Annotated in this window: 16 protein-coding genes, 1 tRNA gene and 1 other RNA gene; 11 read left to right on the forward strand and 7 right to left on the reverse strand. The window is 68.9% G+C overall.

The window, feature by feature from the left end; translation table 11 throughout:
* The first annotated feature begins 52 nt into the window (after nt 1-52).
* Nucleotides 53-424 (forward strand): preprotein translocase subunit SecG, encoded by a 372-nt coding sequence (gene secG, locus OXI49_11610; protein ID MDE2691152.1) that lies wholly within the window; start codon nt 53-55, stop codon nt 422-424.
* A gap of 23 nt (nt 425-447) precedes the next feature.
* Nucleotides 448-532, forward strand: a tRNA-Leu gene (locus OXI49_11615).
* Nucleotides 533-596: 64 nt separating this feature from the next.
* On the opposite strand, the gene OXI49_11620 is transcribed toward OXI49_11615, so the two are convergent.
* Nucleotides 597-1178 carry a peptidylprolyl isomerase gene (locus OXI49_11620; GenBank protein MDE2691153.1) on the reverse strand — a complete coding sequence of 194 codons (582 nt, stop codon included), beginning with the start codon at nt 1176-1178 and terminating at the stop codon, nt 597-599.
* Nucleotides 1179-1195: 17 nt separating this feature from the next.
* Here OXI49_11620 and OXI49_11625 point away from each other — a divergent pair, with 17 nt between their 5' ends.
* Entirely contained in the window at nt 1196-1885 is a 690-nt protein-coding gene (locus tag OXI49_11625) for a molybdenum cofactor guanylyltransferase (protein MDE2691154.1), read from the forward strand.
* Here OXI49_11625 and OXI49_11630 read toward each other — a convergent pair whose 3' ends face one another.
* The 5 genes from OXI49_11630 to bshC are packed head-to-tail and all read right to left on the reverse strand — an operon-like array spanning nt 1886 to nt 5867.
* A complete protein-coding gene (locus OXI49_11630; protein MDE2691155.1) occupies nt 1886-2230 on the reverse strand; it encodes a DUF971 domain-containing protein in 345 nt (114 codons plus the stop codon).
* 1 nt (nt 2231) lies between these two features.
* On the reverse strand, nt 2232-2567 hold the full coding sequence (gene yidD, locus OXI49_11635; protein ID MDE2691156.1) for a membrane protein insertion efficiency factor YidD: 336 nt from the start codon (nt 2565-2567) through the stop codon (nt 2232-2234).
* Between the two features lie 41 nt (nt 2568-2608).
* Entirely contained in the window at nt 2609-2986 is a 378-nt protein-coding gene (locus OXI49_11640) for a hypothetical protein (GenBank protein MDE2691157.1), read from the reverse strand.
* Entirely contained in the window at nt 2983-4164 is a 1182-nt protein-coding gene (bshA, locus tag OXI49_11645; protein ID MDE2691158.1) for an N-acetyl-alpha-D-glucosaminyl L-malate synthase BshA, read from the reverse strand. The genes OXI49_11640 and bshA overlap by 4 nt, the downstream gene beginning before the upstream one ends.
* Before the next feature lie 11 nt (nt 4165-4175).
* Nucleotides 4176-5867 (reverse strand): bacillithiol biosynthesis cysteine-adding enzyme BshC, encoded by a 1692-nt coding sequence (bshC, locus tag OXI49_11650; protein MDE2691159.1) that lies wholly within the window; start codon nt 5865-5867, stop codon nt 4176-4178.
* 43 nt (nt 5868-5910) lie between these two features.
* Between bshC and dusB the strand changes: the two genes are divergently transcribed.
* The 8 genes from dusB to OXI49_11690 all read left to right on the forward strand — a co-directional run bounded on the left by dusB (nt 5911) and on the right by OXI49_11690 (nt 14188).
* Nucleotides 5911-6942, forward strand: coding sequence for a tRNA dihydrouridine synthase DusB (dusB, locus tag OXI49_11655; protein MDE2691160.1), 1032 nt, complete (start codon nt 5911-5913; stop codon nt 6940-6942).
* Nucleotides 6943-6963: 21 nt separating this feature from the next.
* On the forward strand, nt 6964-7449 hold the full coding sequence (locus tag OXI49_11660) for a hypothetical protein (GenBank protein ID MDE2691161.1): 486 nt from the start codon (nt 6964-6966) through the stop codon (nt 7447-7449).
* A gap of 55 nt (nt 7450-7504) precedes the next feature.
* Nucleotides 7505-7822, forward strand: a complete 318-nt coding sequence (locus tag OXI49_11665) for a type II toxin-antitoxin system Phd/YefM family antitoxin (protein MDE2691162.1) — start codon at nt 7505-7507, stop codon at nt 7820-7822.
* Nucleotides 7823-7835: 13 nt separating this feature from the next.
* Nucleotides 7836-8234: a type II toxin-antitoxin system VapC family toxin gene (locus OXI49_11670; GenBank protein MDE2691163.1), complete on the forward strand. Its 399-nt coding sequence runs from the start codon at nt 7836-7838 to the stop codon at nt 8232-8234.
* Nucleotides 8235-8347: 113 nt separating this feature from the next.
* The gene (locus OXI49_11675; protein ID MDE2691164.1) at nt 8348-10552 is read left to right on the forward strand and encodes a penicillin acylase family protein; all 2205 of its coding nucleotides are present in this window, start codon (nt 8348-8350) and stop codon (nt 10550-10552) included.
* 61 nt (nt 10553-10613) lie between these two features.
* Nucleotides 10614-11138, forward strand: coding sequence for a tetratricopeptide repeat protein (locus OXI49_11680; GenBank protein MDE2691165.1), 525 nt, complete (start codon nt 10614-10616; stop codon nt 11136-11138).
* Between the two features lie 39 nt (nt 11139-11177).
* Nucleotides 11178-11525: a transfer-messenger RNA gene (gene ssrA / locus OXI49_11685) on the forward strand.
* A 59-nt stretch (nt 11526-11584) separates the two neighbouring features.
* Complete coding sequence (locus OXI49_11690; GenBank protein MDE2691166.1) at nt 11585-14188, forward strand: TonB-dependent receptor; 2604 nt, start codon at nt 11585-11587, stop codon at nt 14186-14188.
* Between the two features lie 15 nt (nt 14189-14203).
* Here OXI49_11690 and OXI49_11695 read toward each other — a convergent pair.
* Nucleotides 14204-14834, reverse strand: a 631-nt coding sequence (locus OXI49_11695; protein MDE2691167.1) for a DUF2332 domain-containing protein, incomplete at its 5' end; no start/stop codon positions are given.

Genomic DNA, 14834 nt, shown 5'->3' on the forward strand with positions numbered 1-14834 from the left:
GGAGCTGTGCTCGCGCTGCGGATACCCCGGAAGGGAGATTGACTTGATCTTCGTGCTGTATGCCGTCCATGTGACGGTCTCGCTCTTTCTGGTCCTCGTCGTCCTGCTGCAGCAGGGCAAGGGGGCCGACCTGTCCGTGTTCGGCGGCGGCGCGTCTCAGGCTGCCTTCGGTGCCCGCGGCGCGGCCACGCTTCTGCACAAGCTGACCGTCGGCTGCTTCGTCCTCTTCATCGTGACGACGCTCTCGATCGGCTTCCTGCAGAAGCAGGACACCTCATCGGTCATGAGCGGCGTCGGCTCCGTGATGGACGACGTCCAGACCTCCGAGCCGGAAACGGCGCCGGCTCAGGAATCGGAGAGCGCGCCGGCGGAAGCCGAAGGCGACTCGACCGAAGCCGGGACCGGAAGCGACGACCAGGGCTAGATCCAGCGGACGACGTGGCCAGAGCCGAAGTGGCGGAATTGGTAGACGCGCACGGTTGAGGGCCGTGTGGGGCAACCCGTGCCGGTTCGAGTCCGGCCTTCGGCACCACCCTCAGAAGAAACCCGCCGCGGCGTGACCGGCGCAGCCGATCGCCGGCCGCGTCGGCTGCCGCCTACTGGCGCTTGGCGCTCTTGATGGCGATGGTCTCGTCGGGCACGTCCCCCATGCCGTTCCTCATGCCCGTCTTGACCTTCGAGATCGCGTCGACGACCTCGAGGCCCTCGACGACCTCGCCGAACACGGCGTAGCCGAAGTCGCCGCCGGAAGCGTCGAGGCCATCGTTGTCCACGGAGTTGATGAAGAACTGGGCGGTCGCCGTGTGGGGCCCCGGGAGCCTCGCCATCGAGATCGTGCCGCGCTTGTTCGAAAGGCCGTTCTTCGACTCGTTCTCGATCTCCGGGCGGGTGATCTTCCGCTGAAGATCCGACGTGAAACCGCCGCCCTGGATCATGAAGCCGTCGATCACCCGGTGGAAGATTGTCCCGTCGTACCATCCGCGGTCCACATAGTCGAGGAAGTTCTCGACGGTGATCGGCGCCTTCTCCGGGTTCAGTTCCAGCACGATCGTGCCGTGGCTCGTTTCGAGGGCTACCCTCGGGGACGTGTCCTGGCCGAGACTCGGAGCGGCCAGCAAGACGGTGGAAGCGGCGTAGATCAAGAAACGACTCCAGGGTCCGGTGAGTGAACTGTGCATCTGGTCGATCTCCAGAAATGAAACCGCCCCGGCCGGATGCCGAGGGCGCGAAGCGCGGGGAGCCTAGCAGCCCGCGCGGACCCATCGCTGGCGTCGTCCTGGCCGGCGGCGAAGGACGCCGGTTGGGGGGCACGAAGGCCGTCCTCCGTCTCCCCGGCTCGCAAGCCGGAGAGTCGGGGCCGACCCTGGTCGACTGGGCGGTCACCCGGCTTGCCGCCGTCGCCGCAGCCGAGGAGATCCTCGTAGCCGCCGGAAACAGCGGCACAGAAGTCGATCCGGTCGATCGCCGTGTCCCCGTCCTGCTGGCGGGAGACGGACCCGGTTCCGGGCCCGCAGCCGGCGTGCTCGGCGCCGCGCGGGCACGGCCCGGCCGGAACCTCCTTGTCCTCGCCTGCGACCTGCCGCTGGTCCCGATGGACTTGCTCACCGAGCTCGCCGCCTCGAATGCCGAACTCGCGGCAGCCGCGACGGACCCCGGAGACGCACGATCCATGAACCCGACCTGCGCCCTCTGGACGCCGAGGGCGCTCCAGGTACTGGCCACACGAGTCGAACGGGGCGATTACCGGCTCTACCCGGTCACCCGGTGCGCCGACCTCCAGGTCGAACCGGTCGACGCGGGCCGCTTCGGAGACCCCGGAAGCGTCCTGCTGAACGTGAACACGGCCGCCGACTGGGAACGGGCCCGCCGGCTGGTCGAGCGGTAGTCAGCCCGGCGAACTCTGCGCGCCGGCGACTGCCCGCCGTTCGCGGCACTCCTCGCAGGGACAGAGGCTCCGCAGGAAGTCGAAGCGATAGATGCCGGTCCAGTGCCCGTCGGACCAGGCGATGCTGAGCGCGTAGTTACCGACCTGGGAAACAGTCTGCGCCGTCACCGGCCGCGGCGGCGGCTGAAAGCGCAGCGGGCCGGCGTTGTGGCCCTGGCACATGGCGCAGGGGCAGTAGCCCCGCAGGACGTCGTACTCGTAGTCGCTCCGGTGGCCGTCCTGCCAGAGCACACGCAGCAGGCGCGCCTCGTGGTCCCGTCGGACTTCGGTGGGCCAGTTCGGCATGTCAATCGGGAGCCGTCCGGAAGGCCGGCGCACCGGCAAGCAGCGTCGGTGGATCCACGGTGCCCGGCGGTGTCCACGGTCCGCAGCGGACGAGCCGGGCCAGACCACGCAGGCTTCCCGCCGCGAAACCCTGGCTTCGTATCGTCGCCCGCGTGTACTCGCTGCAAGTAGGTTCGAAGCGGCAGTGGACGCCGGCGCGCTCGAGGAGCGGCGAGACGGTCGCCTGGTAGGCGGAGATGAGAACGCCGGCGGCTCGCACCGAGAGCTGGCGTTCCGGCGGTCGGGTCATGTCGAAGGCGGCGGTGCCAGCGAGCAGGATGCCGGCAGCCAGAAGCAACCGAAAGATCGCCGCTTTGCGGCGCGGTCTCCCAGCCGAGTTCAGAAGCGGTCGACCAGCGGTGTCAGCACCGGAATCTGGAGCCGCCCGCCGTTGACCCCGCGCACGATGCAGGCGATGCGCACCAGGACGAAGGCGACGAACAGCATGAAGATGAACGGCGCCAGGAAGCAGCCGATGCCGCCGGTCGCAAACAGGGCGATCTGGAGCACGACCCACAACATGAACTCCGCGCCCATCAGGACCAGACCGTGCTTGGCGTGCCAGCGGACCTCGTCGTCCCGTTCCTCGATGAGCAGCGGTACCAGGACCAGGACCCACAGGTAGGCAAGCACCACCATCAGATTCCGGTTCGACGAGGGGCCGTCCGAAGCGGGAGGCTCTGGCGGTGCGGGCGGGGGCGTTGCCGGTTCTGTCATGCCTCTACCTTCTCGAGGAGCGGGCCGTCCTCGGATGCGGCCGCTCGGCCTATTGTCAGTGTAGCGCGGTACAACTCCCGGTACCGCGCGACGATCCGGCCACGGTCGAAGCGGGAACGTGCCCACTCGCGGCCGTGCGCCGCGAAGGCCTGCCGCCGCGATGGATCGCTCAGAAGGGCCACGCAGCTCGCCGCCAGCGCCTCCACGTCGCCGACGGGGCAGAGCAATCCGTTGCGGTTCTCGCTGACCACTTCCGGAACGCCCCCGGTGCGGGTCGCCACCACCGGGACGCCGAGAGCCAGGGCCTCGAGCGACGCCAGGCCGAAGCTCTCACTCTCCGAAGCCGAAAGGAACAGGTCGCCCTGCTCCAGGATCGGTTCCACATGGGCCTGGTTGCCGAGGAAGGTCACGTGGTCCGCGATCCCCAGTTCGAGGCACTGGCGCTCGGCGGCGGCCCGCTCCGGACCATCACCCACCATGCAGAGCTGCGCCGGCATCTCCCGCCGCACGAGCGCGAACGCCGCGATGACGTCCTTCGCGCGCTTGACCGGACGGAAGTTCGAAACGTGGACGATTCTCCCCGGCGCGCCGGCGTCCGGCGCCGGCCCGTCTCGGCGGCCTCCGGCGGCCGGCGGCACGAAGTTGGGAATCACGTCGACCGCTTCGTCAAGAGAGAAACGCTCCGTCGCCTCGCGCGCCAGGGCCTCGGACGGCGCCGTGACGCGATCGCTGCTCCGCAGCGCCCAGCCGACGACGTCCGCGTAGCTGGGCCGCGCGCCCACGAGGGTCACGTCCGTGCCGTGGACCGTGGTGACGATCGGGCACGGCGGTTGATCGCCCCCGCCTTCCGCGAGCAGCCGTCTGGCCAGCAGCGCGGCCACGGCGTGCGGCGCGGCGTAGTGGGCGTGCAGGACGTCGAGACGAGCGGCCGCGGCGACCTGGGCCAGGCGGTTGGCAAGGGCCAGCGTCTGCAGCGGCCGATCGAACAGGCCGTACTCCTGGATCTCGGATCCGTCGACGCGGTGGAAGTGAACGCCAGGCCGTTCGCTCAGCCGCGGGGGTCTGTCCGAACTGACGACATGGACGATGTCGCCGCCCTCGGCCAGCGCGAGAGCCAGCTCCGAGGCAACGACGCCGGAGCCTCCGAAGCTCGGTAAGCAGCAGATTCCTACTCGCATCGGATCCTCTTCTACGCGCGCGGAGGAAAACCGGTTTCGTTCTTGGCCGCTGTTTCGTCGGCGGCCCGGCGAGCGCGGGCCAGCGACAGGGGTTGCAGGTGGCGCGGATCCCTGTCGATCGACCCGAGTTCCCGAACCAGCGCGCGGCCATACGACGCCAGACAGTGAAGGGACGTGAACTCCCGCTCCTGGAGCTTGCCGTTCGGCAGGCAGTGCGCACGCAGCCTCATGACCCGTCCGCGCAGCACCTCGTCACGGCGGGCTGCCGCGGCAACGACGCGCCGCTCGAAGAGCGCGAAGGTCCGTTTCAGGTTCGCTCCCGTCTTCTTCCACGCGACTCCCAGAGACTCGTCGACCGAGGTCTGTCCCGCCGCCAGATCGTCGATTGCCGCTTCCAGCTTCTCGCTGGCGGCGCCGAGGAAGTCGAGGTCGAGGCGGGAGGCCAGGAGCTCGTCGAGTTCATCGGGCCCGGAGAGCACGGCCGCCAGGTCGATTCCTTCCGCTTCCAGTGCGTCCAGCCAGCGACGTTCCCGGGCACCGAGCAGCACGACCTGGGGACGAAGGACGATGGCCGGGGGAGGTACGTCGACCGCGCCGTAGAGAACGCGCGCCTGGGTCATGTAAGCGAGTTCGCCCGGGCCGAGGACCTGAAGCGCCGTGCCGAACACCGCGTCCTGGACCAGAGGACGCGCCAACACGCCGGGGCTCAGGGACTCCGGCTGCCGGTCGAGGCCTTCGAGCAGAGCGCCGACCTCACCGGCGCCTCCGCCGCGCAACCGGTAACCCCCGTTCTCCGTCCATGTGACCCGCCGCCGCTCGCCGGCATCGTCGATCAGGAACAGGGGCGCTTCGCCCCGGCGCGACCGGACCTGCAGCCGGACTCCGCGCCGGTCCAGTTCCGCCCCCGCCGACTCGAGAACCGCGTCGACCTCGCGCCGGCCTTGGATCAGCCGGCGCAGCACCGGCACCGACGCCTCTTTCAGCGCGGGGAGCTGCGAGTCGACGAGCAGCGGGCAGCGATCGCCGAGAAACCGCGCCATGAGCCGCGCGAAGGACTCCGTGAAGCAGCGATCCGGCTCCAGGTCGTTCCGGCAATCGTCCAGCCGGCGGCGGTAGTCATCGTTCGGCGCCGCGTCCCGGACCCTGGCCAACAGGGCGGCGGCCCCGGGTCCGAGATGACGGCCGCCGACCGGCACGAGCGGCTCCGGATCCTCGCCCAGGGTGAGCGCTTCCGGACCCGCCGGCGGAAACCAGGCGCGGGCCACCTCGGCATAGTCGTGGTCCTCGGACGCCATCCAGAACAGGGGCACGGCGCGCCGGCCGCGGCGCGTCAGGGCTTCGGCCCAGCGGACGCAGGCCGCGGCCTTGGTCAGGGTGAACAGCGGACCCGCCGCGAGGCCGCACTGCTGGCCCGTTACGACGACCAGCGTCGCCGGGTCGGCAAGAGCTTCGGCGAGGCCGGCCGCGCCCTGGTGGCCGTAGCGCTCGTTGGCCTCGGCAAGGGCCCCGGCGACGGTGCCGCGGTCGGTCGCCGGGTCCGCCGGCGCCTTCACCTGGTCCTCCTCGCCCGGCAGCACGAACCTCAACGGCTCGAGCAGGTCGAGGTCCCGGCCGTCCAGGAAGCGCCGCGGCAAATCGCCGAGCAGCCCGCAAGCGCAGAGGTCGGGGCCACTCGTGGCGGCGCTCTGGGGGCGGTTCGGCACGGCGACTGATCCTAGCGCCGCAAGGCCTTAGAATCGGACTCCCATGACTGCGTCGCCGCCAACGATGCCGGCGCTCGAGCCGATGGTCATCGGCCGGGGTGACCGCGCCGTGACGATCGAACCGCCCCTGTTCCTGGCGCCGATGGCCGGCGTGACGGACCGGGACTTCCGGTTGATCGTCCGTCGCATCGGCGGCGTCGGCCTGGTGTCGATGGAGTTCATCTCCTCGCGGGCGATCGTCGACGGCAACCAGCGCACGCGGGACCTCATGTACTTCGCCGAGGAAGAGCGGCCGCTGGCGATCCAGATCTACGGCTCGGACGCGGAAACGATGGCGGAGGCGGCCGAGGTCGTCGAAGAGCTCGGCCCCGACGTCTGCGACATCAACATGGGCTGTCCGGCCAACAAGGTGCTGAAGGGCTGCGCCGGCGCCGCGCTGATGGGCGACCTCGACCTGGCCGGCCGCATCATCCGCGAGGTGCGGAGCCGCATCCGGATTCCGCTGACGGTCAAGTTCCGGCTCGGTCTCAACCACACCGAGACCAACTACCTCGACCTGGGGCGCCTCTGCGAGGACCTCGGCGTCGACGCCGTCACGATGCACGCGCGGACCGCGAAGCAGATGTTCCGGGGGGAAGCGGACTGGACGCACCTGGCCCGGCTCAAGGAGGCCCTGAGCATCCCGGTCATCGGCAACGGCGACATCACTACCCCCGAGGACGCCGAGCGACTGCTCCGGCAGACCGGCTGCGACGGCGTCATGGTGGGCCGCGGCGCCACCCGCAACCCGTGGATCTTCCACCAGATCCGGAGCCACCTGCTCGGCACGGAAGCGCCAGAGCCCACGCTGATCGACCGGCGCGACCTGATCCTGGGCCACTTTCACATGGTGGCAGAACGGGAAGCCAACCGCTTCGCACTGCACAAGCTGCGGAAGTTCACCGGCTGGTACACCTACGGACTACCCAACGGCAAGCGCCTGCGCCAGCAGATCCAGCAACTCGACACCGTGGAGAAGTTCCTGGTCGCGGTCGAGGCCTTCTTCGACCAGCAGCTCGACGACCTGGCCGCCTAGGGCGCCAGGCAGGCCGCCCCCGTGGACCCACCGTATGAGATCGAACTCGATCTGACGCCCGACGAAGCGCTCGAAGCGCTCTCCGACGGCGCCGATGCCTGGAACGGTACCTGGCATCGCCAGGGTACGGGCGGCCAATTGATCCTGCCGGTGGCCGCCGGCGTCCGCCACGGCGTTCTCTACGGCTCCGTCTCCGTCCAGCCGAGCGGCGAAGGAGTCCGCGTGACGTACCACGTGGACCGCTCGGAGTACGCCACGAACGCCGGCGCGGTCGGCATCCTGGCCCTGGGCGCCCTGGGCGTGCTTGCCATGCTGGCCTGGCCCCTGCTGCCTGGAACCTCCCCGAACCTGGCCGGCAGCGGCTTCATCCTCATCCTGCTGGCGTGGCTGGTCGTCGGCTCCAGGTTGAGGCACCGCGGCGCGGCGGAGTTCCTGGCCAGCCTCGGGCCGCGGCCGGGCGAGACTCCGCAGGGACCGTTCGCTCCGCGCCAGAACGAGACCACCTAGTGACCCGGGTCTTCTGACCCGGGCCCCTTCGCTCCGCGACCCGCAGCGAGTGACCATGGTCATGACCATGGCCCGCAGGTCTGATACCGTCGGCGGCACCATGGAACGGACGATCAAGGCCTCCGAGTTCAAGGCCACCTGTCTGAAGCTGATGGACGAAGTCGCCGAAACCGGCGACGAGGTCGTCATCACGAAGAACGGCGAGCCGGTGTCGCGCCTGGTGCCGTACCGGGAGAAGCCGAAGAGCCTCTTCGGTTGTCTCCGGGGCCAGATGGAGATAACGGGCGACATCATGTCTCCTCTGGACGAGGAGTGGGCCAAGTGGGACGAAGAGCGGAAGGTCGCCCTGATCCTGGGCGAGGATCCCGACTGAGTAGGAGCGTCCCCTGCTACTACTCGATACGCACATTCTCCTGTGGATGACCTTCGGCGACCGGCGCTTTGGTCCCGCTGCCCGCCGTGCCACTGATGAAGCGCTCGTCGCGGGCGACGCCGCAGTGTCGGCGATTTCGTTCTGGGAGATCGCGTTGCTCGTACAGAAGCGCCGCATCAGATTGCCTTGGGAAGCAGAAGCACTAAGGCGGTACTTGCTCGATCACGGTCTCAAGGAGCTCCCAGTAGACGGAGAGGTCGGGGTGCGTTCAATCCTCCTCACCGAGCTTCCCGGCGATCCAGCCGACCGGATCATCGTTGCCACCGCGCTGAATGGCCACCGTCTGGTGACCGCCGACCGGCAGTTACTCGACTGGCCCGGCCAGATTCAGCGGCTCAGAGCCACCGACTGAAGGTGGACCGCACACTGGGTGCGCCGGCGTCCCCGCCGGCTGCCGCCGCGATCACGTCCCTGCGAACTCGCCGTGCGATACTCGCCGGCCCAATGCGCTTGAGTCACTCCCGGATGAGCCGGCTCGCTACGGCGGCCCTCGCGCTCGCTGTCATCGGCTGCGCGGCCGAGCCAGAAACCGGGCAAGGCCCGTCAGCACCGCCGGCACCCGCAGCGCAGGGAGCTCCCGCCTGGGCCGCCGACGTTGTCATCCACCGCGACGAATGGGGGGTACCGCACATCAAGGCATCCACCGACGCCGCGGTCGCCTTCGGCTCCGCCTGGGCCCAGTGCGAGGACCACTTCTTCCAGCTCGAGGACACCTACATCAAGGCGCTCGGGCGGTACGCCGAGGTCGTCGGCGAGTCGGGCTTCCGCAGCGACCTCGAGGTCGCCCTCTTCGACCTCGTGGGGACCTCCCGCCGCGACTTCCCGAACCTGCCCGAGCACATCCGCCAGGTCGCCGAGGCCTTCGCGGCCGGCTACAACTACTACCTGGAGCGGCACCCCGAGGAGAAGCCGCGACTGCTGACGCGCATGGAGCCCTTCCACGTGCTCGCCTTCGAGCGCTACATGATCCTCGGCCGACTGCTCGGCGCCACCCACGCTCCACGCGGCCGGCTCCCTCGGCTGGCCGAGGAGCTGGCCGCGTCGCTCGGCTCGAACCAGTGGGCCGTCGCTCCGTCCAAGACGCGCGACGGCAACGCGATGCTGTTCATCAACCCCCACCAGCCCTGGTACGGCTCCGGCATGTTCACGGAGATGCACGTCGTGAGCGACGAGGGGCTCAACTTCTCGGGCGCCATGTACCCGGGCGGCCCGCTCCCGACCGCCGGCTTCAACGAGCGGCTCGGCTGGGCGTACACGGTCAACGCCGCCGACATCTCGGACACCTACCGTTTGACCTTCGACCACCCGAGCGACCCGCTCAAGTACCGCTACGGCGAAGGCTACCGGCAGGCCGAGGAGTGGAGCGCCACCATCCACGTCCTGAGCGATGACGGCAGTCTCGAACCGCGCGAGGTCGGGCTCCGGCGCTCGCACTACGGCCCGATCATCGCCAGGGAAGACGAGGACCACTACCTCGCCGCCCGCGTGCCGCGCCTGTACGAGGGCAGCCGCATGGTCCAGGCGCTGGCGCAGGCCAAGGCGCGGACCTTCGAGGAGTGGTACGCCGCCGTCTCGATGCAACTGCTGCAGACCTTCAACACGACCTACGCCGACGCCGACGGCAACATCTTCTACCTCTACAACGGGACGTTCGCCCGCCGCGACCCGTCGGTCGACTGGACCAGGCCCGTCGACGGCGCCGACCCGAACAACGAGTGGGGTCCGTTCCACCCGATCGAGGAGCTGCCGCAGGTCCTCAATCCACCGTCCGGGTTCGTCCAGAACTGCAACTCGACGCCCTTCACGACGACCGACGACGGCAACCCCTCGCTGCTCGACTTCCCGCCCTACATGGTCGAGGACAAGCACGACGACAAGCGCCGGGCCAAGGTGGCCCGCTACCTGCTGCGCAACGCCCGTGATCTCACCTTCGAGGACTTCCAGGACCTCGCCTACGACACGACCCTCTACTGGCCGATGACGGAGATCCCCGTCTACGCCCGCCGCCTCGAGCAGCTCGAGCGCACCGATCCGGACCTCGCCGACCGCGTGCGCCCCTACCTGGAGCATCTGCTGGACTGGGACTACAGGAGTTCGCTCACCTCCACGCAGGCGACGCTGGCCGTCGGCTGGTACGAGGAGCTCTACGGCCGCGGCTATCCGGTCGAGACCCTGAAACCCGAGTACGTGAACGACATGCCCGCGCGGTTCGTCGCCCTGGAGCGGGCCGCCGAGAAGCTGACCGAGCTTTACGGCGACTGGAAGGTGCCCTACGGCGACATCCACCGCATCCAGCGCCACGCGAACCAGCCCTCGGCCGGGGCCGTCCCCTTCTCGGACGACGAACCCAGTCTGCCGCTGGCCGGCGTCCGCGGCCCCCTCGGCGTCGCCTTCACGCTCTACCACTCGCCGCCCACAACCCTCGAGACCGGCGAAGAGCGGAAGCTCCGCTACGCTGCGACCGGCGCCTCCTACATGGCCGTCTACGAGTTCGGCGAGAAGACCCGCGGAGCGAGTTACCTCCACTACGGCCAGAGCCACCGGCCCGAGTCGCCCCACTTCTTCGACCAGGCGCGGTTGCTCTCGGAGAGACGATTCAAGCCGGCGTGGATCCATTGGGAGGACGTGGAGGCAAACACGGTGCGCGCGTATAGACCGGGCGAGTTCTGAGGGCAGCCCCTAGGCCGCCTGAACGAGGCCGGCCGTTGGCGAGGCTTGCTACGCTCCGAGCGTGAAGGTCGGCCGCCACTTGGTGCTTCTGGTCTGCGCGGCTCTTGTCGCTACGGCGACCGTTGCCGACTGCGAGGAAGGCCTTGCCGCTCTCGAGGCCGGCGACTACGAGGAGAGCAGCGGCCAGACCACGGAAGCGATCGCCGCCTCCGAGCAGGCGATCCGGAGCGCCATCTCCGCCGACCCGGGGTGGCGAGCACACTGCGCCCTGGGTGAGGTCCTCACCCGCCAGGGCCGGTACCGGGCCGCCAAGAAGGAGTTCAAGACCGCCCTGGGGCTTGTCGTCGGCTCAGACCGGAAGGTGGTGTGGAGTTGGCTCGGCCATCTCTACTGGCAGCAGCAGCGTTACACGAGGGCCGAACGGGCATGGGAGAAGGCAGGCGAGTTCGCGCCCCCGGCGAGGGTGCGTGAGGGCATCCCCCGGCAGCCCTTCGGCACCGGGTTGATCGAAGTCAACCATCCTCGACAGAAGGGCCCCGCCTGGCTGCCGCACGGGTCACCCGCGCCCGTTCCCGTGGACGGTTAACGGCTCGACTGCAGCAATACGGTAGAATCGCGGGTCCCTGGGGGCGCATGGCTTCGACGGGAGATCATGCGGTTCGGGGGTTGCGTGCCGAGTCCGACTCGTTAACCGGATTTTTGACACTCGCCAACGACGAATTGGCACTGGCGGCTTAGAAGCCGTCACGGTCCTGCCGGAGCCTTGATTCGCGGCGCCGTCAGGAGCGACACTCAAAGTGGATCAAACGCCTGAGCGCGGCTCTGAACTCAGGCCGGATCACTTCGGGGCTAGACCGCTGGCCGTGGTGGCCTTCTACCCAAGCCGGCGGCGACTGATCGAGTGAAGGCTACGCACGTAGATCCCTCGCGCCGAGTCTCGCGGACGTGGGTTCGATTCCCACCGCCTCCACCATCCATCCATCGGTCAGGCCATAATGCCTGGACACCTACCACTTGGGAGGTACCGGACCGATGGACGCCCCACACGTCAAGCCAGGACGCCTGGCCCTCGCCGCCCTGCTGCTGTCGCTCGCCACGGCTGCGGCGGCTCAGACAACAGGAACCATCGAGGGCGTCGTCGTCGACGCGGACGGCAACCCTCTGCCCGGTGTAACCGTGACGGTGGCGGGCCCGGGCGTGCGCCAGGAGCGCATCACACAGGGCGACGGCGCCTACGCCAGCGCCGGTCTCACGGCCGGCGACTACGTCGTCACGGCGTCTCTGCTGGGCTTCGAGACAGCCGAGACGCCGGTCTCGCTCGAGGCGGGCGCCACCGAGAACGTCCGGCTCGTTCTGCAGGTCGCGAGGCTCCTGGAGACCGTCACGGTCGTGGCCGAGGAGCCCCGGACCTTCGCGAGAAACCTCGTCTCCCAACCGATGATCCGGCAGCAGTCCAACATCACCGCGGTGACGTCTGTCGTGGACAACCTGCCGGGTGTCTCGGTCCAGGAGGGTGACTCCTACGGCTTCGACGACTGGTCGAGCAACGTCGCCATGCGCGGCTTCCAGGTGACGATCAACGACGTGCAGATCGGGACCACGATCGACGGCTTCCCGAACGGCACGTCGGACTACTGGAGCGGAGCGAAGGCGAACCGCTTCCTCGACCCGATGAACCTCGGCGGCGTCGAGGTGTCCCAGGGGACCGCGGACATCAGCTCGCGTTCCGTCGAGGCCCTGGGGGGCACGTTCAACTACCTGACGGACGATCCGGCGGAGGAGCGGGCGTACACGGCGTCCATGACGCTGGGCCAGAACCAGGGCCAGCGCTTCTTCATGCGGGTCGACACCGGGCCGATCTTCGGCGGCAACACCCGCGCCTGGTTCGCGGCGACCCGCCAGGAAGCGACCGACTGGATGGAGGGTTCCGCGCTGAACTCGCGCGAGCACGTCGCGATGAAGCTTGTTTCGTCCCATGGCCGGGTCGATCTGACGAGCTACGTTTCGTACGACAACATCCACGAGGACGTCTACCAGCGGCTCTACAGCGAGAGCGACTTCCGGGCCAACCCGCGCTGGGACCGCCTGATCGGCGACTGGCCCGGCGTGCCGTACCTGAACCAGTTCTACCGGCGCGGCTGGCAGACCCGGCGCAGCAACGCCTTCGGCTACCTGAAGGCCGACTGGTCGTTCGGCGAGGAGCTTTCGCTGAGCCTGGCCGGCTACTTCCATCGCAACCGCGGCCGCGGTGACTGGCTGCCGCCCTACATCGTCGACATCACCGACGACGGGGGCGGCGCCGAATCGGAGTTGTTCGGCGGCACCACCGTGCGGGGCGGCTCGCAGCTCGGACTGATCCGTTTCATCGGCCCCGACGGCGCCGCGGTGGGGCCGGTGCCGGGCTGCACGTCGTCCTTCCTCTTCAACTACTACGGCCCGGGCGGCCCGGAGGTCGATCCCGCCTGCCATCCGGGCGCCACCGCGGTGCAGTCCTACCGCCACAGTCACTACGCGAAGGACCGCGTCGGCATCACGCTCGACGAGGAATGGCTCACGACGATCGGCAACGCCGGGAGCAAGCTGCGCGCCGGCATCTGGTACGAGGACTCGAAGCGGGGACTCGGCCGGGACTGGCACCAGATCCTCGATCCGGTGATCAACTTCCAGTGGAACGCGGCGCCGTACTGGCACCAGTACGAGTGGGAGTTCCCGCAGAGCATCATGATGCTGTACGCGGAGGAGACGCTCTACGTCGGGCGCTTCACCCTGACCGGCGGCGCCAAGCAGTACCTGGTCGACGTTGAACGCGAGGACCTGTTCCACGTCGATCCTGACCTGACGGTCGATTCCGATTCGAGCCTGCTCTTCTCGGGCGGCGTCACGTACGAAACGCCGGTCGAGGGCCTGGACCTCTTCGCCGGCTACGCGGAGAACTTCCGGGCGATCGGCAGCACGCTGCTCGAGGTACCGGGCCGCAGCCTCGCCGCGCTCGAGCCCGAAACCGCCTCGAACATCGACGTCGGCCTGCAGTACTCGGCCGAACGGCTCGCCCTGAGCGCCACCGGCTACGTCATCGACTTCGACAACCGGATCTTCTACCTCGGGCCGCAGACGCCGGCCGGACCCAACTACCTGATTCCGGGGGGCGGCGCCTACTTCAACGCCGGCGGCATCGAGACGAACGGCGTCGAACTCTCGGCGACGGTACAGATGCCGCACCAGCTCTCCCTCTACACCGCGTACACGCTGAACAACTCCGAGTACGTCGGCAGCGGTGACGCGCTGGTCGACGCGAACCAGAACATCATGCCCGGGACGGACGTCACCGGCGTGCCGGATCGGCTCTGGGTCATCTCCCTCGACCGCTCCGGCCCTCTGGCCGCCGGTATCAGCGCCAAGTACACGTCGCCGCGGCGGGTCAGCCTGCTCGCCGACTGGTACACCGACGACTACTGGCTGGTGGACGTCTACCTCACGTTCTCGGGCGAGGTGCTGAGCGAACTTCTCCGCTCGACGGAGTTCTCGCTGGTAGCGAACAACGTCCTCGACGAGGCCTACCTCTCCGCGATCACCGAGAACGCGGCCTGGCTCGGGGCGTCCCGGTCCGTGTCGATGACGGTCACCTTTTCGTTCTGACCCGACGGCGCGGGCCTAAGGGTTCCGCCACTCGATCCACCAGCCGTGGGGCGAGGCCCGGGCGAGCAAGTCCGTCTCGCCGGAACCGCTTCGATACCTGGTCAGGGTGAGGCTCGGCGGGTGGACGCCTTCGAGGGCCACCTGCCAGACGGGCCGTTCCCGGCTCTGCGCCTCCAGAGTCTCCGTGATCCGCCGCCGGCCCTCGCGGCGAACCTGGTAGAGGGCGATCGTGGAGTAGACGACCAGCGCAACTTCGGCCGGGACACGTTCGAGCAGGTGCGGCAGGTCCCTCGAAGCGTCGCCCCGATGGAGACGGATCGGGCTGTTCTTCAGTTCGGCCGCGGCGTCCACCAGTTGAGCGTGGCGTTCCACGTGCTCGGGCCAGATCAGCGCGCGCAGCCAGAGCAACTCATCCGGGTCGGCGAGGTCGATCGGGTTCAGGTCGATTCCATCGCGGCTGGCTACCGGGATTTCCGGTGACGGCGCCGGCATTGTGGCGGGTCCCCGCAGGTCGGCTTCCAGCTCGACGCGCGACCCGCCTCTTCCCCAGCGCAGGACCTCGCTTCCCGCTCGCAGGTACCGGTAGGCGTAGCGGTCGAAGTTCAGGTTCAGGCCGGCGCTGGCGCCGATATCGATCAGGGCCAGC

It is taken from the genome of Acidobacteriota bacterium (assembly GCA_028875725.1).
Lineage (GTDB): Bacteria > Acidobacteriota > Thermoanaerobaculia > Multivoradales > Multivoraceae > Multivorans.

Excerpts from the sequence above, each read along its gene's own strand:
- OXI49_11625 (MDE2691154.1), top strand. The coding sequence starts at position 1,196 with ATGAAACCGCCCCGGCCGGATGCCGAGGGCGCGAAGCGCGGGGAGCCT.
- OXI49_11620 (MDE2691153.1), bottom strand. The coding sequence starts at position 1,178 with ATGCACAGTTCACTCACCGGACCCTGGAGTCGTTTCTTGATCTACGCC.
- OXI49_11675 (MDE2691164.1), top strand. The coding sequence starts at position 8,348 with ATGAGCCGGCTCGCTACGGCGGCCCTCGCGCTCGCTGTCATCGGCTGC.
- OXI49_11640 (MDE2691157.1), bottom strand. The coding sequence starts at position 2,986 with ATGACAGAACCGGCAACGCCCCCGCCCGCACCGCCAGAGCCTCCCGCT.
- OXI49_11665 (MDE2691162.1), top strand. The coding sequence starts at position 7,505 with ATGGTCATGACCATGGCCCGCAGGTCTGATACCGTCGGCGGCACCATG.
- dusB (MDE2691160.1), top strand. The coding sequence starts at position 5,911 with ATGACTGCGTCGCCGCCAACGATGCCGGCGCTCGAGCCGATGGTCATC.
- OXI49_11690 (MDE2691166.1), top strand. The coding sequence starts at position 11,585 with ATGGACGCCCCACACGTCAAGCCAGGACGCCTGGCCCTCGCCGCCCTG.
- OXI49_11630 (MDE2691155.1), bottom strand. The coding sequence starts at position 2,230 with ATGCCGAACTGGCCCACCGAAGTCCGACGGGACCACGAGGCGCGCCTG.
- bshA (MDE2691158.1), bottom strand. The coding sequence starts at position 4,164 with ATGCGAGTAGGAATCTGCTGCTTACCGAGCTTCGGAGGCTCCGGCGTC.